We start from the raw sequence: 23,453 nt of genomic DNA, 5'->3' as shown, positions 1-23,453 counted from the left end.
TTCTTTGAACGAATCCGATCACTACCGAATGAACGGCAGCGGTCTTCGCCCCAAACTGCGAAGGCATGACATTTTCCTGAACTGCTGATGAGCCATAGATACAAGCGCCCTTAAAGGACGTTGCATCACATCATTTTAAGTGATGTCAGGAAATGGGGGGACGGTAGAGCGTGGGAGGAGTATTGTCCGCGATGCTCCGATAATTCTCGGAGGCGCAGATGGAGCCCGGGACAGAAGGCTCTACGAGATCGACGATGGTTGCAGGCAATGCACTCAGACACACCATCCCGCAGCATTGAACGTTCGGAGCGTTGTGCTCTCCATGGCCCGGAGATGGCTTTTGCACATCTGCCGCAGCCTGTACATCGTCATGGTCGCCCTGAAACGCGGATTTCCCATACATCGCCGAATGGGCATCCGTGTATCCGTCCGTGTCGATATGCTGACCAACACTGACATCGTGGACATGGACAATGCCGACGACATGGCCTTCCTCAATCAGACAAGGCGCAGCCCGCCCACCGTTGCTGAACGCAAAGGAAATGCCGGGAGCCAGAATGCAGAGCATATAAGCGACGGCTAACAGCCAGCCCGCCTTCAATCGCTTTGCCTTGGTCAAGCATAGTAACATTGAGCACTTATTTCCCGCCGCAAATCTAGCGTTCTGGAACCTTAACCGCAAAAACAATCTTCGCCAAGTCGGGAAATCCGGCTTCTATCGAGTTCCCGCAGTTCATTTCGCCAGTATCTTCAAGGCAGCGACGCCAGTCGCTGCATTACAAAGGTGGCCAACGGAAATTGGCGCAGCATCTTGAAAGCGTGCACATTTGTTTTGTAGATCTGCCATTGCTCCCCCTCTCCCATTATCAGTGAATAGAGAGCCGCCATCGTCACATGGCCGCTGAGGTCCGCTGCACGGCTGGCAAGACCTTCTACCAAAAGCCCCGTAAACAGCCCGCCCCGACTCCCCTCATAGACCTAGCCTTCGCAGGGAAAGATTGTAAGCATCGTGACACCGGTGCGTATGACGAAAACCTGACCTTGGGAACCCAACTGGAAAACTTCAGCGACGAAGCCAGAATGGCAACTGTCGAAGATGATGTCATAGCTGGTTTAGACAGCGAAAGAGCGATCAATCACTTCGAATCGGACCCACTGAACCTAAAAAAGGGTTACTTCGCGTTCGATTGCTCTTGACCATTCTTAGCGACGTAATCACCCGAAGCCGCAATCTGATTCCTAATATCGGTGGCCATCATCGTGAAAACGTCACCAATAAAGAAATGCTACTCCGCGAAGGCTGCAAAGGCCAAAAACAAAGACACGTAAGAAGTAGCCACGATACTGATTTCGGATCGACCACTTCCTCGGACTGATTTGTCACTTACGATCGGAGATTTCTCATCTGCCGCCGCGAACAAATTGCGACGCATGCTTGCTCTTTCTCCACTAATCGCGGGGCTCCGAGTCCACGCTCCTGTTCAACCAAGAAGACCAGTCGTTTCGGCACTGAACGGCGAAACACACGTCGGTCTCGCTCTTTCGCTCTGTGGCGTTCGAGGAAAGCTCGGCTTGATCAAGAGCCGCGCTTCATCACCACTCCCTCGCCGCTCACCTTACTCGCGAAGACGAAGCGGATATTGAATTCATCCTCCAGCTTTTCACGAATAGCTTTGTGCATGGCAAGTCTACGCGGGTTTGTGGGCTCGGCATCATCGGCCTCAATGCGAATGATCGTTTTGCGCGCGACTCCAAGAGCTTCTGCAAACTCTGTCTGATCGAGTCCAAGCAGGCCACGCGCGGCGCGTATCATGCGCGATGTCGGAATCTTATAAGTAGCCAACTCGCTTCCCCCGATGTTCGAATCGTTATGGAAGGTTAACTATAAAATTGAGGAGTGTCACCCAGAGGGACTCTTCGCTTGCAATACTTATTACGGTCCCTTAAAGGGACAGTTAGAAAACAAGCAAGGGCATACTTGAATGGACTACAGGCTTTACATCGGGAGCGACGCGTGGCGTCAAAACCCGGCGCGGCTGGCTGAACTGGAGGCTTCCGGCTTTCGTTGCCGCCTTTGCAATGACGATGGCACGGACAGCCCACTCGAAGTCCATCACCGGACATATGAGAATCTCGGCAACGAACAGCCGGGTGATCTGACAACCCTTTGCCGCAACTGCCATCGCGTGGTGACGGATCATTTCCGTCGTCTTCGGTATGCACAGCGCATGCCTGCATTCGCGAATGTGCGCTCGGCATTGGACAACCCTTCCCCGCTTTTCGATCCCACGTTCAAGGAGACTTGATAATGTCTATCGAACGCCTTCGCGTCCGCCTCAGCGGCGAGCGCCCTCTTCTGATGCACAGTTCGCGGCTCGCCGATCCGCTGGATCCGATCAAGATTGATCTCGATCGGCTCACCAGGAAGCGCGACAAGACGCTGGCTGATCACGAGCAGATTGCCAAGGTCGAGTGGCACGGCGGTTTGTGGCTCTTCGACGGCAAGCCTTGCATTCCGTCCGAGGCCATCGAGTCCGCGTTCATCGCGGCCTCGAAGACCCGCCGCAAGGGCAAGCACGCCAAGGCCGGCTTCGCCTGCCCAGCCTCGCCGTTGCTGCAGTATGCCGGCCCGAATGATCTGCCCTCACTGTGGGAGGACAAGGCGTTTCGTTTGCGGTTTGCCGTCAACGTCAATGACTCAAAGGTCATGCGCACGCGGCCGCGTTTTCCGGACTGGCATGTTGTGGCCGACGTCGAGTTCCTGCCGAGCCTGCTCAATCCCAACGAGGTGATCGAGATTTTCGAGATCGCTGGCATGCGCGAGGGGCTCGGCGACTGGCGACCAAAGTTCGGCAAGTTCTCCGTCACCCAGCTTGAGTAGTTCCGGCGCGCCGTAGGCGTGGCGGGGTGTGGCCCGATGAGGCATCGCGTGCCCCCGCTCGGCAAGGCGAGAGCTCCGTAACAGGAGCTGCTCCTCCCTAAACTTTCAATTCATCCCCATCCATCAACGCGCTGGCTCGTCCGCGCGAACAGGAAAGCTTTGTCATGAGTAACTCCACCAGCAAGACGACCGCAGCCACGTCAAATGTGTCCACCAATCGCGGTGCGAGAGAGGATAATGAGCAGAACCAGATTGCAGGTGACTACAGTTGGCAACACTCTTCCTGGCCGTTCAGTCCGGACGATGTCTTGCCGCTGCAGTGGTGGCGCACCATGCCGGCCGACCAACTTGGTGACGCGCAGCATCTGCTGTTGCGGACGACGCTGCAGAATATCGCCACCTTTACGGGACGCCAGTGGCTTGCCTGCTTGCACGAGGATGCCGCGGCCTGCATCAAGATTGCCCTCCGCGCCCTCGGCGCCCGCCCCATCACCGAGATCGCCCTGGAGGTCGATCTGGCGATGAGCTTCTTGATGGCGAGCGCGCTTGGCGGCAATGCCGGCTCCGCACTGGTCCTGTCGCATATCCTGCGCCGCGTGCCGATCAATCGTGGCTTTGCCAAGAAGCTGTCGGTGTCGTGGCTTGAGCTCAACCTGCGCCGCGCTCTGGAGGCGAAGGCGACCAAAGAAGGCCAGGCACTCAAGACGCGCCACGCGCCCGCAAACCGCGACACGGACGACCATCGCGCCGCGTTCTACGATGGAGACGTCTCATGAAGCTCCAGATTTTCTCCGACCTTCATCTCGACGTCGCCCGGATCAAGCCGATCAAGATTAAGGACGATATCGACCTGGTCATCGTAGCCGGCGACACCTGCGAGGGTGCGCGCAAGTCGTTCGACCATCTGCGCCGGATTGTGCCGATGGCGATTCCCATTGTCATGGTGATGGGCAACCACGAGTACTATCGGCGCTTTGTGCCGATCGAACTCGCGCTGGCGAAGGAGCACGCGCCGTCGTTCAACATCCATCTGCTGGAGAACGACAGCATCGTCATCGGCAATGGTGTTGCAACCGACGGCATTCGCGTCGCTGGCGCAACGCTGTGGACGGACTACGCCATCTTCGGCGCGGCCAATGTCGCGGGGGTGATGAATGCCTGCGCCAACGGCATGAACGACCATCGCCTGATCGGCTGGCAGAAGCAGCCGTGGCTACGCTTCCGGCCGCAGGAGGCCGCCCTCCTGCATCATCAGTCGAAGGCGTTTCTCACCGAGACGCTGGCGACGCCGTCCAATGGACCGACCGTGGTGGTGACCCACCATGCGCCCCACTGGGACTCGGTGCATCCGCGCTTCCAGAGCGATCCCGTGACCGGTGCATATGTGTCGGACCTCTCTGCTCTGATCGAGACGTATCGGCCTGATCTGTGGGTGCACGGCCACGTCCACAATTCCAGCGACTACCGGATTGGACAGACCCGTGTGCTGGCCAACCCGCATGGGTATGGGTTCGAGAACCCGGACTTCAACGGTGAGCTTGTGATCGAGATCGGCCCGTGAGGCCGCCTCGTCCCGATCATCGCGCCGTCTTCACCCTATCATCCGACCTCTTTTCCTTTGGTGCCTTCATGCTGACACAACAGTTCCCGTTTCTTGATCCTATCCACGCCACCCCGGACCTGACGATGCGGCTGCGCGCGCTGGCCGATGACGCCGCGCGTCTTCAGCAGGTCCGGTCGGTCTCGCCGGCGCGGCTGCGAACCGCTCCTCTTCTTAAATACTGGACACCGCTGCGCCGCCCGGAAGGCCTGCGGCTGATCGGCCAGGTTAGCGGCCATCCCCTGATCAAGGGCCCCATGATCATGACGTCGCCGCTGTGGTTCGCGGATCCCAAGGGCCGGTGGGTCAGGACTCTGTCGCGCTACTACCGGCTCGGTCCGCCCGCGAACCAAACTGAAGCCGGCCTCATGACGTCCCTGAAGATCACAATGCCTGACACCCCCGATGATGAGACCTCGGAGGACCGGGCATGAGCGCCAACACTACCGATGACGAGATCAACAATCTTGATCTGCCCGTGATCGACGGGGATGCCATCGCGACAGGGGCCGCGGCGGATTCCTCGGAGGCTGATGAGCGGTTCAGGAATCTGCCACGGCTCTTGCGCTACGCCATGCTGGTCTCAAACGCCTCCCACCATGTCGATCGGCGGCTGGCGGCGGAGATCGATCAGCTCTGCCCGAATCTCGGACTCAATGCCGGATGGCTGATCAACCGGGAGGGGGATTTCAACAGAGACCTCGGCACCGATCTTGGTCTGCTGCTCGCAGCCGAGCTGGATCAGCGAGCCGTCAGCGAGGACCGCCCGGAGCTGCGGTCGCTGGCCGACAGTGTCCGGCTGCTGTCGCTGCCGGTACAGCATGATATCCGCCTGTTTTTTGGCGAACACCGTCGGGTGGCCAAGAGCCTGTTGATGACGTTTTACGGGTTCGTGCGCAACAATCACGACGGGCGTCTTTGCCGTGAACTCGAGCAGTTCTGTTTTGGCTGGGCCGCGTTGCCGTGCTGCAGCCACATGCTGGATGAAACCGGGTCAGCCGCCTATGCCGCGGGCATTCTGGGCGCCCTCATGGCTCAACGCCGTATAGCTGAAGCCGAGAGCGCGGTCTGGCGACAGATTGAGAAACGAGAAGAAAAGAAGCCGGGACAAGCCCAGCAAAACGCTGACGAAGCGAAAGACATTACACGCGCCGATGCATCCGCTGCTCCGGCCATACCGGAGCATCACCTTGTCGTCGCCCGTCTCTCCGACGAGCAGATGAAGAACGCCAAGCTCAAGGAGATCATGCGTCCCATGACGGCGGTCATCAACACCGCCCTGCCTCTGGTGATGGCGCCGCCGCTGCATCAGGCGCGCAATGCCCTGATGTTCGAGTTCCCCTACGCCACTGAGGTGATCGACTTCGTGCTCGCCGATCTGGTCGGCCGCGCGACAGTACATTTGCGGCCACTGTTGCTCGTCGGCGATCCCGGCGGCGGCAAGTCGCGGTTCGCGCGGCGTCTCGGCGAAGTGCTGGGCCTCAATGTCTGGCGCGAGGATGCCTCCCGCGCAGACGGCGCGGTGTTCGGCGGGACCGACCAGCGCTGGTATTCGGCCGAGCCGTGCCACCCCTTTCTCGCCGTATCCCAGGGCAAGATCGCCAATCCGATGGTGCTGCTCGACGAGATCGAGAAGGCCAGTACCCGTGCCGACTATGGCCGGCTGTGGGATTGCCTGCTTGGATTTCTCGAACCGGAGACCAGCTGCCGCTACCCGGATCCCGCACTGCAGGTCACGCTCGATCTCAGCCAGGTCAGCTATGTCGCCACCGCCAACAGCCTCGATCCCCTGCCGTCACCAATCCGCGATCGCTTTCGGGTCATCACCTTCCCGAAGCCGGCGGCCAGCGATCTCGATGCTCTCTTGCCGGCCGTCATCGCCGACCTCGCCCGCGAGCGCGGCCTCGACCATCGCTGGGTCATCCCGCTCGATGGCGCCGAGCGTAGTGCCGTCACGACCCACTGGCGTGGCGGATCGGTCCGCCGCCTGCGAAGGCTGGTCGAGGCCATCCTGCGCGAACGCGATCTCCGCGCGGCCAGGAATTGAAAGAGGAAACGACCATGAATGACAAACTGACCCCTCTTCGCAAACGGCTGCCGTCGCGCTTGCCGCGGCCTCCGGCACCGGCTTCATCCGCCGTGCCGGGCTTAGGTAACTCCCGGAATCCCGCTACACTCGACACCAACATTCTCAGGACCGACACCGTGACCGAACCCCAGATCGTCTGCCCGAACTGCCGCACCGAGATCAAGCTAACGGAATCCCTCGCCGCACCGCTCATCGCCGAGACCCGCCGGCAGTTCGAGCAGCAGCTTGCAGCCAAGGAAGCCGACTTCGGCAAACGCGAGGCGGCGCTCAAGAAAACCCAGGACGACCTCGCCAAGGCCCGCGAAGCGATCGACGAGCAGGTCGCCGCCAAATTGAAGGCAGAGCGCGCTTCCATCGTCGAGACCGAGGCAAAGAAGGCCCGCGTGGCATTGGCCAACGATCTTGAACAACGCGACAGGCAACTCGCCGAATTGCAGCAGAACCTGACCGCCAACAATGCCAAACTGGCCGAGGCCCAGGCCGCCCAGGCCGGGATGCTGCGCAAGGAGCGTGAACTGGAAGACGCCAAACGGGAGCTCGAGCTGACCGTCGAGAAGAAGGTGCAGGAGAACCTTGTCGCCGTTCGAGACAAGGCGAAGTTAGAGGCTGAAGACGCGCTCAAGGCCAAGGTCACCGAAAAGGAGACCCAGATCGCCGGCATGCAGCGCCAGATCGAGGAGTTGCAACGTAAGGCCAGCCAGGGATCGCAACAGCTACAGGGCGAGGCGCTCGAACTTGAACTCGAATCCCTGCTGCGCGGCCGCTTCCCGCGCGACCTGATCGAGCCGGTGCCGAAGGGCGAGTTCGGCGGCGATGTCCTGCATCGCGTGCTTGGCCCCGCGGGCCAGACCTGCGGCGCCATTCTCTGGGAATCCAAGCGCACCAAGAACTGGAGCGACGGCTGGCTCGCCAAGTTGCGCGACGACCAGCGTACCGCCAAGGCTGAAATCGCACTGATCGTTTCAAGCGCCTTGCCGAAAGGCGTCGAGACCTTCGACTTTGTTGACAACGTCTGGGTGGCGGAGCCGCGCTTTGCAATCCCGCTGGCCATCGCGCTGCGGGAATCCCTGATCAATCTTGCCGGCAGCCGTCAGGCCCAGGAAGGTCAGCAGACCAAGATGGAGCTGGTCTACAAGTACCTGACCGGTCCGCAGTTCCGGCACCGCATCGATGCCATCGTCGAGAGATTTACCGACATGCGCGACGATCTAGACCGCGAACGCAAGACCATGATGCGGATGTGGGCCAAGCGCGAGGAACAGCTCAAGGGCGTACTGGATTCCACCGCAGGCCTCTACGGCGACCTCCAGGGCATCGCCGGCCGCGCCATGCAGGAGATCGAAAGTCTGGATGTGCTGATGATCGAGGCCAAGACCATTGCGGAATAACTTCTGCGCAACCGCTCAGGACCATTGCGGCGGACCGATACTCACCACTCTTCAAGGAACGCCTCCGATGAGGACCGATCAACCTCCCTTCGCACGCACCACGACTTGGGTAAGCCCAATATCCGCAGCGAACCGTTTGGCACGGGCGACCGCGTCGTCTAGCCGCCAGTCGAATGGACCGCTACCGCCATGATCGCGGTCAGCGGAATCGTAAAAATAACCCTTCTCAAGGCTTGGCGGTCCCATACGATGAGCAATGACGACGACGTGACGCTCAGTTGGTCCAACCGCCCCTAGCAAAGCATAAATTACGTCGACCAAATACCCCTCCCACTCCTGCACAAAGTACAATCGATATTGCCAAGTTAATTAAGCACTACGCGCGGGCCGGTTGGCCTCCAGATCCACAGGGCAATTTCCGGCTCCTTGATCGCTGCATCAAGAAATTGTAGGGGCACTGGCAAAAAGCCGCTATTCGGAGCACCTTCACGGCTACCGTTGATTGACCAGCCGGCGTACAATCCCACAGATCCATCATTTGGATTTGGATTATTCAAAAAGATCGTGGAGACGCTGTCGCCCAACTCGCGGGGAATTAAAATGATTCCATGCTTGAAGGCCGGGAATGGGCCTGACGGCAATGCGAGGCCAGTGCGCGTCACGAGATCTTTTAATTCTCTCAGTTCTGGCCGATCTGCAATTTGCGTGCGCATGGTCCGCACGCAATCCGTCAACAGCATGTAGAATGGAGTGTCACAGGGCGAATATCCGACATAAGCGGTCTTCCACTTAGCAAAGGTCTCGCCCACCTTATCGATATCGTTATCTGGTTCAGCAAGAATGCGCGGCGTCTTGCGGTCGAACGGAGCAACTCGAAGGCCTAGCCCCGCCAGCACGATCGCAGCATCGCGTCCTGTGGCCATTGCGAATGCGTCAGAGGTCGACAGCGATTGCGCTTTCAGCCGTAGAAGAGCCGTCTCAAACAGAGGATGCTGAAATGCTGCCAAACCATGCTTCAAAGCGTCCAGTTGAGCATTTGGGAAGTTCTCCGCCGCGACTCGAAGCATTACGTCCTGAAAGACTTTTCCTGCGACGCCGGGAAGCAGTTGATCCGGAGATGTGACGCCATACTGCGAGAGCGCTTCCGCAAGCAAAGGCTCAGCCTTTTGCATGGCGCGCGTCATTGCCGCGATTACGATTTCGTCAAGCTGTCCCATTGCGATCGCAGGCCCTTCCTTTTTGGTCCAATACACGTGCGATGAAGTGTCGTCTTCCGAGCCAATCTTTGACTACCTTCAAGACGGATCATCACAGTTCTATCAGAGATACGTCGCCTTTCATCGACTGCAGCAGCCTCACCAGCCGCGACGCCTGCGATCTTGGAACCGCAATCGTCAACAGGCGCTGTGCGCGCGAGGCGCCCACATAGATCTTCCGCGCTTCCTCGTTATCGGTGGTGGGGTTACTGGCGCTTAGAAAGTCAAGAATCCCCTTGGCTGTCCGCGATGACATCACCACGCACACCGCAGGAAACTCCATGCCTTTCACGCTGTGTATCGTGCGCGCGCTATGCCCGTTTGGTGGGGCGGTGGATAGCGCCTTTGGCAAATCCACATTACGGCGAAGCCGCTGATTGATCGACTGTCCACCAACCGGCAGCAAGGGAGCGAGCAAGACACGCGCGTGATCATGCCATGCATCAACAGTGGCAAAGCGTGCAGGGTCGAAGCGAAGCTCCTCAACAAGTTCGAGAACGCGAGCACGCCAGTCACCAGGCTCAAGTTCGGCGTCAGCAATATGCTGATGATAGGTCTTGTCAGCGGTATGGCCCTCAAGCTCCAGCATAATCCTGTGTACCGCCTCGAGCCCTTCTTTTCTGCCGCCCAATTCAAATGAGAAATGGTAGTCGCTAATCGCAACAGCCAATCGGTAACTGAGATCCTTGACACCGTTATCAACCGGATGGCCGAGCGCATTTGCCCCGCTTCGCCTCGTCGCCGCTAAGACCGGGCACTGGCCTGGATCGAGTTGTAGCGCTTCCGTCAGTTCTCGGAATTTGATCCCGACGCTCGCTGGCACACTGTTACCCCGATAGGACAGGACATAGACCGGCGTTGGATCATCGCGATGTTTGCCGAGAGCATGGTCGACAACGGACCGTGCATTGGGCGCCCGAAGTGCGACGATTGCCTTGGCAATGTGGCGGCTTGATCGAAAGTTTCCGGTCATCGGCAGTCGTTCATCGTCCTGAAAAGTCTGGGCAAAGACCTCGAGTTCACTCGTTACGCCACCACGAAAACCGTATATCGCCTGATGAGGATCGCAGATGACTTTCACCGGAATTTTTGCGTCCTTGAACCAGGAGATAATTCCAAGATCGAGCGGATTGCAGTCTTGAGCCTCGTCCACGACCAGTTCTCGAAATCGCGCTCCCAAGGCACGAGCAAGAACGGCAGATGAAGCTGGGTCGCGCAGCCGCGCCAGTGCGATATCGCGAGCGTCGGTGAAATCGATCTCACCTCGCTCCAGGAAACGGGTGCGGGTATTGCGGGCTGCCGTCTCGTGCGCCTTGATCTGACCCTTGAATCCGTGACGCGCGAGCAACTCCGGTATGGCGTTGCCGGTCGATCTGTCGAAGCATTCCAGCGGCAACGCCCGCGCGGCAGCAAAAGGCTGGATGGACCGCTGATCTTTGTCTGGGATCAACCGAGGCCGTACCACGCAACCAGGCACACCGAAAGGCGAGATCAGGAATTGCCAGAGAAAAGCGTCAAATGTCCCGATGAAATGAGGAAAAACCGGAGTTTCAAGAAGTCCTTCATGGCGTAGCCGATCCTCAAGTTCGGAGACCGCTGCGATCGTGAACGAAAGAAACGCGACGCCGCGTCCCGCCGCTTGGTCAGCCGAGAGAAAACGCGCTCGCTCGACCAAAACACGCGTCTTGCCCGCCCCTGGACATGCGGAGATAAATGCAGAGCCATCGTGGTGAATGATCCGCGTCTGCTCATCCGTAGGTCTGAACAGCTTCGGTGTCATGCAACCAGCACATCGATCGCACGCTTGAGATATCCGGGAACAGCGAATGCTTCGCCCTTGTTGATCTCTTCAGCCAGAAGCTGGGCAAAATCCCCCTTGCGCGTTGTCTCGAACAGCTTCTGAACGGCGAGCGCTTGGGCATCACCGCTTAGGGCAATCGCGGTATCCCACTTGTCGCCGGAGCGGGAATGAAGCTTGAGATAGACGTTTTTCAGAAGCGCCGCATTACCTGCTCTTACAAGTTCAGTTTCGAGCGAATAATCGTTGATGATTACCTCAAGCAATCCATCCGCGCCCAGTCGAGTGGCGATGGCATCGAGATTTCGTTTCCGCAGCACCCCAGGCGGCTCCTGCCCGACTTCCAGATCGCCGCCGTCGCCATCGGTAACTACGACAAGCCGGTCTGCAATGCGAACTTCATCAAGCGGAGTCATCAGAAGCTTCGCATAGGGTTCAAAGTCAACGCCATCGATCGGCACAAAAACCGCCGAGCGAAACAGCCGCAACTTTTCTGGATCGTCCTTTAGCACGATCTTCTTGGCAATCACGGGCAGCAACAGCGCCTCGGCAATACCCTCGACCAGGAGGATGCGCCCACCAAACAAGAAGGCTGATTTCGTCACGTCAAGGTAGCGGTCCACCTTGCGACGTTCAACGGGATCAAGTGCCAGTTCGGCCAGTGGAATGCAGCGGGTTTCCCGGCGCAGCCGGGGCTCCGACGTGAGTGTCTCCTGATCAACCACCGGGTCGTCAGCCGGCTCAGGCGGCTTCGGGAGAAATGAACGAAAGAATACCAACTTTCTGCTCTCTACCCATGCCGAGAGATTTGGAGAATGAGTCGCCACAATAATCTGCAATTCGCCGGCCGGCCCGTGATGACCGAGCTTTGGTTTCCGCGATTTTTCAGCCTGCTCATCGAGAAAGCTGAGTACCGCCGCCTGAAGCTGAGGATGCAGATGCGCTTCCGGCTCCTCCACCAAGAACAACGTCAGGTCGGCATCGTTTACTTTCTCCAGTTCGACTGCGATCGTCGCCATGTAGAGCAGATTGGCGTAGCCATGGCCGGAATACCGAAGATCCTCGGGCTCAATGCCATGGTCGGCAAGCTTGAACCGCAGATCGCGGGCAATATCGATCAGCTTCTCATCATTCGCAAAGCCCAGTGCCGCCGATTGTCGACGGACGCCGGAGGTGAGCGCGCTGAGACCAACCTCCACCGCCCCGCCAACCTTCCCGAGGATTTCCGCGTCAACACCGCGCCTAAGGGCTTTCGCCAGAACCTCGGGGTCACCGCCGTCGAGAAAATGATTCAATAGCGCATAGATGCGCGTCGGATTGCCCGACGCGAGCGCCCTTTTCGCATCACGCAGCGGTGGCAGATAGACATGCCGCACCATCTCGTGGCAACCGGCCTCCGGTGTGCCTTGCTGAAGGCCACTCCATAGCAGCGGGCGAACCGGGAAACGTCCTGTGCTCTCGTCATATCGCAGGCCGAAAACGCAGCCTGTGATGGCGTGATCCGTGGCCGCCGAGATCATGCGTCCCTGCTGTGCTGGGCTAAGCTCCTCAAAGCAACCGATGAGTTCGAACATGCGCTTCGTACTACCGAAACGAATATCGGTCGTCTCACAATACAGTTCACGTCGGCCGCCGAGCGGCGTGGTCAACAGCCGTATGGCATCGATAGCGTTGCTCTTACCGCCGTTGTTCTCGCCAACAAGGATTGTGAGATCTTTGCTCAGCGGAATTTCAGATTCCGCAAACGACCGGAAATTACTCAGCGTCAAGCTCTTAAGATACATCGCCCGCTCCGGCAAAGGCCGGCCTCCTAATTGAAAGCAGACGGCTGCTTAATTGTGCAATTGTCTACGATCGCCGATCGCGACCACATCGCCGTCATGGATCCGAATCAATAATGCTAACTTGCAGATCGTTTAATACGGTGGCCAATCCTGGCGTTCCTATAAGTGTCGTCACGCGTCCCGCCCTCAGCTTTACGATGGCATGGTCGAATACAGCGAGATTGGTGTGTCCGTTAAGCCGGGACGGGTAGACAATGCCGTCCGGCTTCTCCGGATGATCGTGGAACGCTACGGACCACTTCCGCGCGAGGCTTTGGTTGCTCGCCTTTGCCACATCGGTCGGAACGCCCATGACGACGGCCCGATCATCGCGAAGATCGACCATCTTGAGCGTCGCTGTCGTTTCGATCACCGCAAAGCGCCGAACGAATAATTCCTTCTCCTCGATCGGTAGATCACCGATGACGCCATCGCGCTGATCGCGAAGCACCGCTTCCAAAAAGCAGACCTTTAGGGTTTCACCGAGATATAGCAAACCAAAACGGTGTGCTGTAGCGCGCCGTCGAGAATCGCTGAACCGGCTTGGCGTTTTGCCAAAACCGAGAGGGTCGGGATAGCGGTCCATATAGATACGGCCGAACCGAAGTCCGGCCGCTACGCGGTGAATCTGAAGCTTTGCACGTGCAAAATCTTTCGGAGGGAGAACCTTCACCATCTAGTGGAAATCTCGGCCGACACTTTCGGCAGCCGCCAAAACCATCTTTGGCTTTCCCTGCTCTAATGCTTGCCGTCCCGTCAATCCATCGAGCTCACCGTGCGGCTGGACCAGAAAGCGATAGACCGCCCAGGCTCCGCCGAGAAGATCGTGCAAGACTGCAAGTTCAGCGAAGGGCTTCCCCTCGGTATTGAGCTGCCACGTCGGGAAACGAAACCCTCGCTTCGCCCCATCCAACCCTAGAATCTGACCGCTCTGCCGCTTGGTATTCACCGTCACACGCGTCATCCCAAGCAGTTTAGCGAAGTCTTCGGCGCTCAGCATATCATCACTACTGAGGATCTCAGCGGCTCGCAGCCGGCCGCGCTCGCGGGCCGCCGCGAGCGCAACCTGCAGGTCCGCATTCGGCGCTACAATTTCCTCGGGCAGATGTTTCGGTGCAGGCCTAACTTCCTCAACAGGGGTCATAGTCGTGGCACCCGCGGGATCCACATCGATGCGAAAGCTAACGGTGTACCCGGCGGCCCGGCTTCTTGTGACCGCGTTGCCATATTGCTGTAGCACGGCCCTCACGCGATCCGGTTTGCTCACGAGCACCTGATAGGCCTTGCGCGGGACCCGGAGCTTGAGGTCGGGGGCCCCCTTCGGCAGGCTTGTGCCTTCGGCAAGGAAAAAGGCCGTTTTCAGGGTGGATTTCGATGCGGCTCGTCCCTGCCGACCCGAACTGCTCCGCGTGCCAGCCTTCGATTTTGAAGATGCCATGTCACTATCTCCTACCAGAAGGCAATATGGCAAAACTCGATAAGTTCGTCAAGTTCGTAAAGAGACCGTCTCGCCGCGGGCGAAGCTCTCACTCGCGAAGCCGCATACGAAAAGCGAGAGAACACCATATAGGAGGAACTGCCGCTACGGCTGAGAACGGTTGAGGCCGGCAGCCTGAATTGGACTTCGGGCAGCGGTCCTTACCCATGCGGTGCGCACAGACGGACAATTTCCGCTCGCGGTTCGGCTTCGCGCGGGTGATTTCTGGATCAGAAGGACTCGTTCGACCTGTCCGGTGCGACTAACCGACGGCGCACACACCAAGCGGCGATCGCAAGTCGTCACTGATATTCTGTCTACTGCATGGCCAAAACATCTTTGGATTTAGCCGCAGCGTCATGCTCAATTCGGTCGCCGGTCTTGCGGATCGCCTCTGTTGTCGCACAACGAACACCTTCATCGGCAGCGGCGGCTGCTGTAATCTCACGACAGTGAGTCGTCGGCCATATCGGCTGCGGCATCTAATGGTCGTTCCCGGGACTGGGATAAAGAATGATCACCGAGATTCCGGCCAATCAGATATGGCCGACACCGGCATTGATACGCGCCGCCCGCGGTTTGGTCGGCATCGACCAGGCGACGCTCGCGAAAAGTGCGACGGTCAGCCGCAAAGCCGTCATCACCGTGGAAAACGACAGTTCCGAGCAGATGGACTACCGGCGGGTGGCGGTGCTGAAGAAATTAGCGATAGCGCTCGAGAAAAAATTCGGAGTCGAATTCACGAAACCAGTTGCGGGACGCGGCGAGGGAGTGCGGCTTCTTAAATCAAGGGGCAAATAGGCGGCGGCTGGGTCCACAAACATGTTGCCACATCCTGCAGACAAACCGAAAAGCATGTCGGTCGGATGAAAATGAAATCTCACGACCATCTACGGCGCAGGCGCATCGGTCCCTTCCTGCTCTCTAACAGAGGACTACTAGCCTGCCTCCTAACCGTTTCCGTACCGGATTTGTGGCCACGGCCGAAGACGGGGCCGAGTTAAAGCTCGGCCGCCCGAAACCCGGACGTTGGACGCTCCACTATCGCCCAGCGCGTCAGGCGATCGAGATCGCCAGCCGCGGCAGACCGTCCGTCATCCCCGTCAAATCGCGGCTCCTTGTCGAAGCCGACGAACGAACCGATGTCGTAGTGACGTATCCACTGAATACGACGGCTACGAGTCCATCGTTCCTAGAGCCAAAATACGACACCCTGCGCACCATCACCTTCGACCAATTCGGCTTGGCCGGCGCTGCGCTGGAAGAAGATGAACTCCGCGAGCTCTTTCAGAGACTTCCATCTGGCTTCGTAAAAGACCCGTTTTTCGGACTCGGCCTTAATTTCGATATCCGTCACATCGCGAAGACTGTGGAAGAGATTTCGGGCGTAGTCGATCTTTGCCTTCGGCGGGGCCGCAGCACCAACTTGCCGACCGTCAAAGGCGGAAGTTATGTCGTATCGGCGCGACAATTCGACGATCTGAGGAAGGCTATAAACCGCATCCACAACAAAGCATTGAACGTGGCTACCGACGAGAAGTGGATGGTCGCACACAACTCTCTGCTCTCGACGATCGATTCAACGAAGTTTCCTGTGAAAAACCGGACCTACCGCAGAGATGCGATCCGGGAAGCCGTTGGAGCAAGCGTTGTCCGAGGGACCGCGTTGTCGAAATCTGATCAGAAGATCGTGTTTGAGGCAACAGTATCCGCCGCCCGCACAATACAACGAACCCAGCCCGAATCCCTTCTGAAGCTAAGCCGCGAGATCGAAATAGTCACCTTGGAAGAGCTCGCGGAGCGGTTGAGAAAAATGCTTGCGAGGAAACTCAGCGAAGGCGCATGGCAGTCCTTTTTCACCGACAATCCGTTCGTGTTGCGTCTCGCTTTCGGTCATCCGATTATGATGATCGGCGGACAGATTTCGGTCGGCGGACGGAAATTCAGCGGAGCCGGCGATAAGATCAGTGACTTCGTGATCAAAGCCGCGGCGAGCGGAAACCTCGGTCTAATCGAGATCAAGACGCCCGATACCCTCTTGATCGAGAAGACGCCATATCGCGGCGATCTTCATGCACCCAGTCGCGAACTCACGGGCGCAGTCAATCAGATACTTGACCAGCGCCATCATCTGCAAAAATCGATCCCCGCGCTCAAGGATAACTCCGGCGCATGGGACGTCCAAAGCTACGCGATTCAAGGCCTCGTGATTGCGGGGCGAATTCCCGAAGGTGCTGCACTGCTCAAATCCTTCGAACTCTTTCGCAACGCTCTGAAGTCGGTCACCATTATTACGTTTGATGAACTCGGTCACAAGCTGGAGCATCTCCTAGAAGTTCTGGGAACCTCCAATGCGATGCCCGACGAGAAGCTAGACGGAATCGATGCGAAGTGACGCATGGTGTGATCCCGCCTGTGCGAGTTGGCTGTTGCGAACGTGAATCGAAGTGGAATTTGCCAACGCGGCCGCTTGGCGTAGCCTCACAAAAGAGAGATCCAGTGGTGATCGGATGCGTTGCTGCTTTTCAACAGGCTCATCAGATGTGTTACTGGCACTCATGCAACGCGAGACGCCAACGCAGAGGCCAGCGCGCTCAATCCTTTAGTCACCGAACAACGAGGGGTGGTCCGCAGAGTTGCCCTCTGTCGGGCGCGGCCTCCTTCACGACCGCTTCCAACAAAAGGCGGGGTTCGGTGAAATCCACCATCAATTCATTCCGTCTGAGCGCGAACAATTCGGGACCAATTCAGGCACCAAAACCTGGCACCGGGGCACAAAAAAACAAGATATCATATTGAAAATGCAGTACTTTCTGCGAAGATGCAGGTCCAGTCGGACGTTTTCGCTGTACTCTTATACATGCATAAAACTCGTTCAATTTCGTCCAAAATGACCCCTTTTGCGGCCATTTGAGCCTCCTTTCGCAGTCCGATTCATTCTCATTCTGGCAATTTCCGATACCAATTCGGGCACCAGCTTTCCGTCTATTGGAGGTATTTAGGTAGTCAAAAGCCGCTGCCCAAACTTCGCCAGATTCGTCCAATTTCGCCACAATTCAGCTGATACGGCAGTCATCTGGATCTCCTGTTCGCATCTGGATGACCATAGACGAACGCCGCCCGCCGCCGCAGGCGGTGGCATGGGGGCACTTCGCAGTGTGTCGTTATCTTCGGCTGGAGCGGTGCGGAATCGCGAACGCCGTCCTGATATCCTCATAGGACGCCAGCCGAGAGGACGCGTTTGGTTTCGCTGGCCGCAGCTTCTTCGTATGGCCGGTTTCATCGATCGTGATGATTCCAACTCTGGGCATGTCGAGCAGGTCTAGCGCCTGTTCACTGGCTGCGACCGTTGCCGCCGACACGCCAGGCGCGAAGACGAGATAGTAGGATGGCAGGTAGCCGGCCAGCAGCAGTGACTGCGCGAGTCCCTCCGACGAATCCTTCGAACCATCGGACGCTTCTGCCAGATAGAGGTCGGCACCGCCGAGGATTCGACCCCGGGAATGGATCTCGAAGCCGATGCGGCGAAAATGCCTAAGCACCGGCCGGCGAACGATTGTGCTTCCCGCCCCAAAGAACCTTCCAGCGTACTGCGCCAGCGCGTCCTCGCAGCGCTGCACCAAGATGCCGCGCTCCCGCAGCGACACCGACCGGGACACGGCGCTCGGATCGGCCGCTCCCGCCGGGGTCTGAGACAATTTCTTCTGCAGCGCCTCTATGGTCGTTCGGCGTTCGCGCAGGTCAGCGAGCGCATCGAGGCCTGACCTTGGGTCGCGGTCGTAGAGCCGTAGCGCCAGTTCGACCGCACCGTACGACGACGACACCAGGTCCGCGACAGGCACACCAGCGTCGTGGGAAACCTTGTCCAGGCGGTTCATCAGCACCAAAAATCGCTTCAGCACGACGGGCGCCAAACCGGCAGCTTCGCCTGCGGTGTCCCAGGCTTCAGTCCGGCGGCCCCAATTCTGGCTGCCCTCGAACCGCTCCTGCAGCAATCGACCGAGATGATGCCAAGGCAGCCCGTCCTGCCGCGCAGCCCTTAAACTTTCCGTTAACCGGATATCCGGATCGCGACCGGTCATTCGAAGAGTCTCCTTGGCAATCTAGTGAATAATCACTAGACTGGTAGTAACATATTAAACTAGTGCAAATCTGACGGAATCACTTCCTAGTCCGGAGGTCAAGCGACGTGAGCGGCGCCATCGTTCAAAGTTCAAGGTTGTCTCCTTTTGCAGGCCCTGCCTGGATCGGCGCTGCCGACAACCTCATCGCTGGGGCCCGACGGGATGGACGTCAAAAGCGCCTTGCCGAGAAGGATCTCGCGCTGGTTCGGCGGCTCGCGCGCGAGCGGATGATCGCCACCTTCGGCGAGGAAATGAAGCTTCCCTACGAGGCCGAGTATTCCGGCTGGAGCAAGGTCACCGGACCGTCCGTCGACATGCTCGAAGTGATGGTCCGCCGCCTCGTGATGGACGGGGTGCCGATCGATCGGGCGCGCAGGCTCGCGGACGTCGCCGACGCCCAAGAAAAGGCACGCGGCAGGAAGGGTGGAAAGCGCAAGCGCGGGCGCCGCCCGTCCGGCGCCCGTCTGTGGGTCCGGCGGCGCGGCGGAAAGGGCCCGCGTTTCGTCTACATCAAGTATCGGTCGCAGCGCGTATCGACCGAGATCGAAATCGCCGACGACCAGGATGTGGAGAGCCACCTTGGCGCGCTTTACGCTCTCGGCGACTTCGTCGAGACGAAGGTCCGAGAGATCCTCGGGACTGTACTGGTCCGCGACGTAACGATGAAGCGCGTCTATGCCGAATATCTCGACGAGCATTTCCCGGGCAACAATCCGGATGCCCTCGACCGCGATGCGTGGAATCGCGCCGCCGCGATCCTTGAATCCTTCGAAGACTTCAATGGTGATGCCGCGCTGGACAGGATTGGCATCAACACGGGCAGGCAGTACAGCGCCCACTGCACCACCGTTCAGAGCAAGACGCAGGACACCGACGCGGAGGAGGTCAACTATCTTTCGTCGATGACCGCCCGCATCCACGTCGATGTCATGATCGGCGTCGTCAACTGGTTCTGCCGCAAATACTCACTCCCACCGATCCTGATCGATCGGCCCAAGGTGCGCGGCACCGCCTACAAGTATATTCCGTTCGCATACGTCCTGCGGTTGCTGCGGGCCTGCCGGGGGCGGGTTTTCGATAAGGACGGAAGACTTATCGGACGACATGAATTGGCCGAGCGATACGAATGCGTCGAACGGTTCATCTGGCTCTATTTCTACTCCGGCACGCGGAACGCCAATCTCCCCGAGTTGCTGTGGCACTGGGACGAAAAGATCGGGCATATCAGCCTTTCGCTCGGACGCATCGTTCGCCAAGGGCAGTGGGCGACAGTGACCAACAAGCGTCGCGGCCAATCGAAATTCCTCGGTTCCCTCGACCTCCTTATTCCGGGATGGGAGGCGAAAGACCGGAACGCGCGCGGCAAGTCGAACGTGCTCTACCGCAACGTTCTTCACGACGCGGACGGCAGGAAGCTGGCCAAAAATCGCATCGCGGCGCTCTTTCGCGAGGTCCGCGAGTTGGCCGGGCTGAAGAACGTGACGCCCCACATGCTCAAGCATGCCGGTGTGACGATCTGTACCCATGCGGGCATGGATCGCATGAGCATTTCCTACGCCTATTCGACCCATCCCGATACGCTCGAGCGTTACTACACCCATCTGAACGAGGAGTGGAGCACGCCGCGGGTGTTCGAGGATCGCGATCTGCTTTTCTGCAACCTCCGCAAATTCTCGGAGTGCCCCCTCATGGCGGTCGCAGATGCCGCCTGACGTCCCCGAACGCCGCCCTCTTCCGCTCGCCAGGCGCGATATTTCGGTCGCCGACATCTTCGTTCTCTTGCAGGATGGCTTCTGGCTGCGACGCCACCTCTCCTTCAACCCGGTATACGCCGCGCGTCAACGACTGGTGATGGGCTTTCATGCCCTCGCCGGTTTCAAATCCCCAACGATTAGCACGATCACCTTCGAGAATTGCTTTCCCGAGCGGCGGTTGATCAAGGTGGCCTTCCGCGACGAGCTACTCGACGTACCGATCACGCCCGCGCTTGCGCTCATCTTGAGCGACTGGATGAGCAAGCGTCCGGCTGGAGCATCGACACGGCTCCTCACCACCGCAGACGGCCCGATCGAGAGACAGACTCTCGACGCAAGCCTGTGGGCCGCTGGCGAGACGTTCGGGGTGGGCCACAATCTATCGGAAATGCTCTGCGGTTTTTTCGAGAAAAATCTTACCGGAGAAGGCGCTCCGACCGGCAGCGAAGACGCGGTGGAAGCCTACCTTCGGCGTCGAATGGCCGGCGGCCAAACGTCGGCGGTCAACTTCCCAGCGCTCCGGCGGCTGATCGAATGTACCGATCCCTTTCGCGACAGCCTCCGGCCATTCGGCGATATCGCCTTGGAGAAGCGGGATGCATTGTTCGCGGCTTCGACCCTGCCGCCGACCTACGACGCGTGCCTCTCGGCAGGGTCATTCCTGGGAAAGCCGAAGCGCGATCTGACGGCGGCGCACCCGTTGATCGCGGAACTTTCGTCCATGACCTGGCCCAAGAACCGCCGCGAACGGGCGGCTGCGAGAGAGGCGGCCTATAGGAAGCACCAAGCGGAGATCAACGAACTCGTGGATTCGGGCAAACTTCCCGTCCGCCAGCTCGCGCGTCTGTTCGGCATGAGGCGGGAAAGCTTTACCAGGTTACGCCGGTACCTGCGGAATCGATCCGCAAGGATCGGGGAAGATGCTCCTCCCGCGCACCGGTTTGCCGATCCAACCTGTGCGCTTTTTCCCTCGGTCGCGGCGTTGTCGCGCGTCACCTGGTCGAAGAACCGGGAGGAACGTCTTGCCAAACGCGGGCCGTTATTCGCGACGTACGGCCGCGACATCGAAGCGCTGGTTGCGCAGGGTCGCCTTCTCATGAAGGAGGCCGATGCGCTGTTCGGCTTCGCGAAGAACGGTTTCAGAAATCGCCTCGCGCGCTCCGATCGAGAAGAACATCGCGGACGTCCCGACCACCGAGCGTCCCGCGCGCTCCGCGATTGCTCGTCCGACGAGCGGACTCGTCTTGACAAAATCGCTCTCACGAAGTGGCCCGAGACGGAACGTCGCATCGCGTTTCGCCGCGCCCTGTTGCGCAAAAACGCGGGGTTCGTCTTCGCACTGATTGAGGCCCGCAAGCTCCGCGTATCTGACGCCGCATCGCTTTTTGCGGTTTCGCCGACGAAGCTCTCGGAGCTTCGCGGGGAATTCAAGGCTGGCACCTTTGAGCTGGCCATTGGCGCCGACCGTGAACAGGATCGCTATTACTGGCGCGAGATCGTGATCAGGGAGATGCCGAACCGGCCAGAGGGCCAGGGCGATCGGGCCTTCTGTATCGAACTGCGCAAGAAGTTCGGCCTTCGTCTTCCATTCGGTTTCGTCCGGACCGTTGTCCGCTCGATCGGGAGGAAGCCGGCACCCGCGAGACATGTTCCTCCGACACGGGTGGATCGCACTCCGGAAGAGGAACAGCGGATCTCGCTGATTGCGTCGGTGCTGTGGACGAAGAACAACCGGTCGGAGCAACGGCGAGAGATTCTGAAGGAACACTTTCCATTCGTGTTCGAGATGATCGACGCACGCAAGCTGACCATGCCGGAAGCTGCACAGCTCTTCCGATGTCCGATTGGCCTGATGACCGAACTGCGTTCCGATTATCGGGCCGGTGTATTCGACTGGGCCATCGCGCCTCCGGTCTCAGCAAGCGAGCACGCCGAATGGCTCGCGCTCATCCGACGCGAGTGGCCCAAACGACCGGATGCGCAGACGCCCAATGAATTCTGTCGCGCGTTGCGCAAACGGTTTGGCTTTCCGCTACCTTTCGCTTCTATCAATGGCTTCCTCGCAGGGCAGCGGAAAATTTACCCTGCGGACCCATCGCTCTTCACCGTCAAGGCAGGCCGGGTGAAGCCGGCGCTATCGATCGCTGACAAGGCATGTCTTGCCGCCATCACCAAGGCGAAATGGTCAAAAGCGGACGATGTCCCTGCATTTCGACGGGATCTGTTGCGGGCGCATTTTCCGGTCATCGCGGGCATGCTGCGCGACTGGAAGCTGAATTCGGAACAAGCCGGTAAACTATTCCGGCTCAGCCCACAGCGGTTGCAGCGGCTCTATTCCGAATATCGGAACGGAACGTTCGACCTTGCCATCGCCGAGCCGCTGTCACGCGACGAGTTCGCCAAGTGGCATGCCTTTCTGGTGGGTCAGATTGCGAAACGCGGCGGCAGGGTCGACAACGTCACCGAGTTCTGGCGAACGTTGAGGAAGGAGCGGCGATTGCCACTCTCTCTGGGCACGGTCAGATCGGCTCTAAAAGCAATGCACCGCGATACTGCACAGTTTACGGGTTGCGCATTGGCCGCGTGACGCTAGAAGCGGCCGCACTGCTCGTCGATGCTTATGTTCATTTCGAACGCGTTTGGCCGGAGCCTGCCATCCTGGTTCTTTCCAACTCCAGTGCGCGTTTGGCGCGAACTTCTGCGACCGACCTTGGCACACTATTCTGTTGTCCTGGGCTGACGGGCTCATTCTCGCGACGGGGCCGGCACTCCGACATGCGGCCGATGGCTCGCTTGTTGGTCAAGAGCTTCCCCGCGATTTCCGCGACCTCCAATACCTGATCGCGGACGGCGGTGCGCAGGCTCGTTGTGGTGAGCGGCCCATCTGGCCAAAACAATGCGCTCGCTTCAGCAAGCGTCATTAATTCGTCGTCCGACCAGTCCTCAGGAGTTGGCCGTCGTCTGACGCGCTCGGGCATCTTTGCGTTCGATTGTAGCCCGCCCATGGAATGCTCGCCTGTCATTTTTGTTGGTCCTCGCCTTGAAATCTCGACATTGCGATCCGAGAGCCGCTACCGCAGCGCCTCGCTATCGGGTCGTCCCTGCTCTTTCGCAGCCTTGGCATTCGGTGCACTCGCGCTTGTGGGTTACGAACTTTATCGGTGACAATAAGTAACCTACGATGCTGCTGGTCACAAGCTGAAATGGACGCAGATCCGCATCGAAGCGGCAGCATGGTTAACCGAGATCGAATGTGCGGTGTT

General features: G+C 58.9%; 20 protein-coding genes. 12 read left to right on the top strand and 8 right to left on the bottom strand.

What is annotated here, in order from left to right:
• Window positions 1-145: 145 nt before the first annotated feature.
• Window positions 146-619, bottom strand: a complete 474-nt coding sequence (locus LVY71_RS02665; RefSeq protein WP_235097932.1) for a hypothetical protein — start codon at window positions 617-619, stop codon at window positions 146-148.
• A 275-nt stretch (window positions 620-894) separates the two neighbouring features.
• On the opposite strand from LVY71_RS02665, the gene LVY71_RS02660 reads away from it, so the two are divergent.
• A complete protein-coding gene (locus tag LVY71_RS02660; RefSeq protein WP_235097930.1) occupies window positions 895-1,197 on the top strand; it encodes a hypothetical protein in 303 nt (100 codons plus the stop codon).
• A gap of 379 nt (window positions 1,198-1,576) precedes the next feature.
• Here the strand turns inward: LVY71_RS02660 and LVY71_RS02655 are convergent, their stop codons facing one another.
• A complete protein-coding gene (locus LVY71_RS02655) occupies window positions 1,577-1,843 on the bottom strand; it encodes a helix-turn-helix transcriptional regulator (protein ID WP_235097928.1) in 267 nt (88 codons plus the stop codon).
• Window positions 1,844-1,982: 139 nt separating this feature from the next.
• Here LVY71_RS02655 and LVY71_RS02650 point away from each other — a divergent pair, with 139 nt between their 5' ends.
• From LVY71_RS02650 to LVY71_RS02620, 7 genes are all read left to right on the top strand, one after another.
• Window positions 1,983-2,306 carry an HNH endonuclease gene (locus tag LVY71_RS02650; protein ID WP_235097926.1) on the top strand — a complete coding sequence of 108 codons (324 nt, stop codon included), beginning with the start codon at window positions 1,983-1,985 and terminating at the stop codon, window positions 2,304-2,306.
• A 2-nt stretch (window positions 2,307-2,308) separates the two neighbouring features.
• Window positions 2,309-2,881, top strand: coding sequence for a hypothetical protein (locus tag LVY71_RS02645; RefSeq protein ID WP_235097924.1), 573 nt, complete (start codon window positions 2,309-2,311; stop codon window positions 2,879-2,881).
• A gap of 164 nt (window positions 2,882-3,045) precedes the next feature.
• A complete protein-coding gene (locus tag LVY71_RS02640; RefSeq protein ID WP_235097922.1) occupies window positions 3,046-3,657 on the top strand; it encodes a hypothetical protein in 612 nt (203 codons plus the stop codon).
• Window positions 3,654-4,442 (top strand): metallophosphoesterase, encoded by a 789-nt coding sequence (locus LVY71_RS02635; RefSeq protein ID WP_235097920.1) that lies wholly within the window; start codon window positions 3,654-3,656, stop codon window positions 4,440-4,442. Before LVY71_RS02640 ends, LVY71_RS02635 begins: the two co-directional genes overlap by 4 nt.
• Window positions 4,443-4,510: 68 nt before the next feature.
• Window positions 4,511-4,915 (top strand): DUF6634 family protein, encoded by a 405-nt coding sequence (locus LVY71_RS02630; RefSeq protein ID WP_235097918.1) that lies wholly within the window; start codon window positions 4,511-4,513, stop codon window positions 4,913-4,915.
• A complete protein-coding gene (locus tag LVY71_RS02625; protein WP_235097915.1) occupies window positions 4,912-6,528 on the top strand; it encodes an AAA family ATPase in 1,617 nt (538 codons plus the stop codon). Before LVY71_RS02630 ends, LVY71_RS02625 begins: the two co-directional genes overlap by 4 nt.
• A gap of 158 nt (window positions 6,529-6,686) precedes the next feature.
• Window positions 6,687-7,958: a DUF2130 domain-containing protein gene (locus LVY71_RS02620; RefSeq protein ID WP_235099993.1), complete on the top strand. Its 1,272-nt coding sequence runs from the start codon at window positions 6,687-6,689 to the stop codon at window positions 7,956-7,958.
• A 365-nt stretch (window positions 7,959-8,323) separates the two neighbouring features.
• Here the strand turns inward: LVY71_RS02620 and LVY71_RS02615 are convergent, their stop codons facing one another.
• The 5 genes from LVY71_RS02615 to LVY71_RS02595 form a co-directional block, all read right to left on the bottom strand.
• Window positions 8,324-9,175: a hypothetical protein gene (locus tag LVY71_RS02615; protein ID WP_235097913.1), complete on the bottom strand. Its 852-nt coding sequence runs from the start codon at window positions 9,173-9,175 to the stop codon at window positions 8,324-8,326.
• A 91-nt stretch (window positions 9,176-9,266) separates the two neighbouring features.
• Window positions 9,267-10,994: a UvrD-helicase domain-containing protein gene (locus LVY71_RS02610; RefSeq protein ID WP_235097911.1), complete on the bottom strand. Its 1,728-nt coding sequence runs from the start codon at window positions 10,992-10,994 to the stop codon at window positions 9,267-9,269.
• Window positions 10,991-12,796 carry an ATP-dependent nuclease gene (locus tag LVY71_RS02605; protein WP_235097909.1) on the bottom strand — a complete coding sequence of 602 codons (1,806 nt, stop codon included), beginning with the start codon at window positions 12,794-12,796 and terminating at the stop codon, window positions 10,991-10,993. The genes LVY71_RS02610 and LVY71_RS02605 overlap by 4 nt, the downstream gene beginning before the upstream one ends.
• A gap of 94 nt (window positions 12,797-12,890) precedes the next feature.
• The gene (locus LVY71_RS02600; protein WP_235097907.1) at window positions 12,891-13,511 is read right to left on the bottom strand and encodes an RES family NAD+ phosphorylase; all 621 of its coding nucleotides are present in this window, start codon (window positions 13,509-13,511) and stop codon (window positions 12,891-12,893) included.
• Window positions 13,512-14,273 carry an XRE family transcriptional regulator gene (locus LVY71_RS02595; protein ID WP_235097905.1) on the bottom strand — a complete coding sequence of 254 codons (762 nt, stop codon included), beginning with the start codon at window positions 14,271-14,273 and terminating at the stop codon, window positions 13,512-13,514.
• Window positions 14,274-14,825: 552 nt separating this feature from the next.
• On the opposite strand from LVY71_RS02595, the gene LVY71_RS02590 reads away from it, so the two are divergent.
• Both LVY71_RS02590 and LVY71_RS22930 read left to right on the top strand, forming a co-directional pair.
• Window positions 14,826-15,113, top strand: a complete 288-nt coding sequence (locus LVY71_RS02590; RefSeq protein WP_235097903.1) for a hypothetical protein — start codon at window positions 14,826-14,828, stop codon at window positions 15,111-15,113.
• 172 nt (window positions 15,114-15,285) lie between these two features.
• Window positions 15,286-16,707 (top strand): Shedu immune nuclease family protein, encoded by a 1,422-nt coding sequence (locus tag LVY71_RS22930; RefSeq protein WP_235097901.1) that lies wholly within the window; start codon window positions 15,286-15,288, stop codon window positions 16,705-16,707.
• Window positions 16,708-17,476: 769 nt separating this feature from the next.
• Here LVY71_RS22930 and LVY71_RS02580 read toward each other — a convergent pair.
• The gene (locus LVY71_RS02580) at window positions 17,477-18,394 is read right to left on the bottom strand and encodes a hypothetical protein (protein ID WP_235097900.1); all 918 of its coding nucleotides are present in this window, start codon (window positions 18,392-18,394) and stop codon (window positions 17,477-17,479) included.
• Window positions 18,395-18,501: 107 nt separating this feature from the next.
• Between LVY71_RS02580 and LVY71_RS02575 the strand changes: the two genes are divergently transcribed.
• Window positions 18,502-20,148 carry a site-specific integrase gene (locus tag LVY71_RS02575; RefSeq protein WP_235097898.1) on the top strand — a complete coding sequence of 549 codons (1,647 nt, stop codon included), beginning with the start codon at window positions 18,502-18,504 and terminating at the stop codon, window positions 20,146-20,148.
• Complete coding sequence (locus LVY71_RS02570; protein WP_235097896.1) at window positions 20,138-22,777, top strand: hypothetical protein; 2,640 nt, start codon at window positions 20,138-20,140, stop codon at window positions 22,775-22,777. The genes LVY71_RS02575 and LVY71_RS02570 overlap by 11 nt, the downstream gene beginning before the upstream one ends.
• The last annotated feature ends 676 nt before the right edge of the window (window positions 22,778-23,453 follow it).

The sequence above is a fragment of the Bradyrhizobium sp. G127 genome (assembly GCF_021502575.1).
In the GTDB taxonomy this organism is placed as follows: Bacteria; Pseudomonadota; Alphaproteobacteria; order Rhizobiales; family Xanthobacteraceae; genus Afipia.
This window is presented reverse-complemented; position numbering and strand designations above follow the sequence as displayed.

Excerpts from the sequence above, each read along its gene's own strand:
- LVY71_RS02605 (WP_235097909.1), bottom strand. The coding sequence starts at position 12,796 with ATGTATCTTAAGAGCTTGACGCTGAGTAATTTCCGGTCGTTTGCGGAA.
- LVY71_RS02580 (WP_235097900.1), bottom strand. The coding sequence starts at position 18,394 with ATGACCGGTCGCGATCCGGATATCCGGTTAACGGAAAGTTTAAGGGCT.
- LVY71_RS02600 (WP_235097907.1), bottom strand. The coding sequence starts at position 13,511 with ATGGTGAAGGTTCTCCCTCCGAAAGATTTTGCACGTGCAAAGCTTCAG.
- LVY71_RS02625 (WP_235097915.1), top strand. The coding sequence starts at position 4,912 with ATGAGCGCCAACACTACCGATGACGAGATCAACAATCTTGATCTGCCC.
- LVY71_RS02630 (WP_235097918.1), top strand. The coding sequence starts at position 4,511 with ATGCTGACACAACAGTTCCCGTTTCTTGATCCTATCCACGCCACCCCG.
- LVY71_RS02570 (WP_235097896.1), top strand. The coding sequence starts at position 20,138 with ATGCCGCCTGACGTCCCCGAACGCCGCCCTCTTCCGCTCGCCAGGCGC.
- LVY71_RS02635 (WP_235097920.1), top strand. The coding sequence starts at position 3,654 with ATGAAGCTCCAGATTTTCTCCGACCTTCATCTCGACGTCGCCCGGATC.
- LVY71_RS02650 (WP_235097926.1), top strand. The coding sequence starts at position 1,983 with ATGGACTACAGGCTTTACATCGGGAGCGACGCGTGGCGTCAAAACCCG.
- LVY71_RS02645 (WP_235097924.1), top strand. The coding sequence starts at position 2,309 with ATGTCTATCGAACGCCTTCGCGTCCGCCTCAGCGGCGAGCGCCCTCTT.
- LVY71_RS02615 (WP_235097913.1), bottom strand. The coding sequence starts at position 9,175 with ATGGGACAGCTTGACGAAATCGTAATCGCGGCAATGACGCGCGCCATG.
- LVY71_RS02610 (WP_235097911.1), bottom strand. The coding sequence starts at position 10,994 with ATGACACCGAAGCTGTTCAGACCTACGGATGAGCAGACGCGGATCATT.
- LVY71_RS02595 (WP_235097905.1), bottom strand. The coding sequence starts at position 14,273 with ATGGCATCTTCAAAATCGAAGGCTGGCACGCGGAGCAGTTCGGGTCGG.
- LVY71_RS02590 (WP_235097903.1), top strand. The coding sequence starts at position 14,826 with ATGATCACCGAGATTCCGGCCAATCAGATATGGCCGACACCGGCATTG.
- LVY71_RS02640 (WP_235097922.1), top strand. The coding sequence starts at position 3,046 with ATGAGTAACTCCACCAGCAAGACGACCGCAGCCACGTCAAATGTGTCC.
- LVY71_RS02660 (WP_235097930.1), top strand. The coding sequence starts at position 895 with ATGGCCGCTGAGGTCCGCTGCACGGCTGGCAAGACCTTCTACCAAAAG.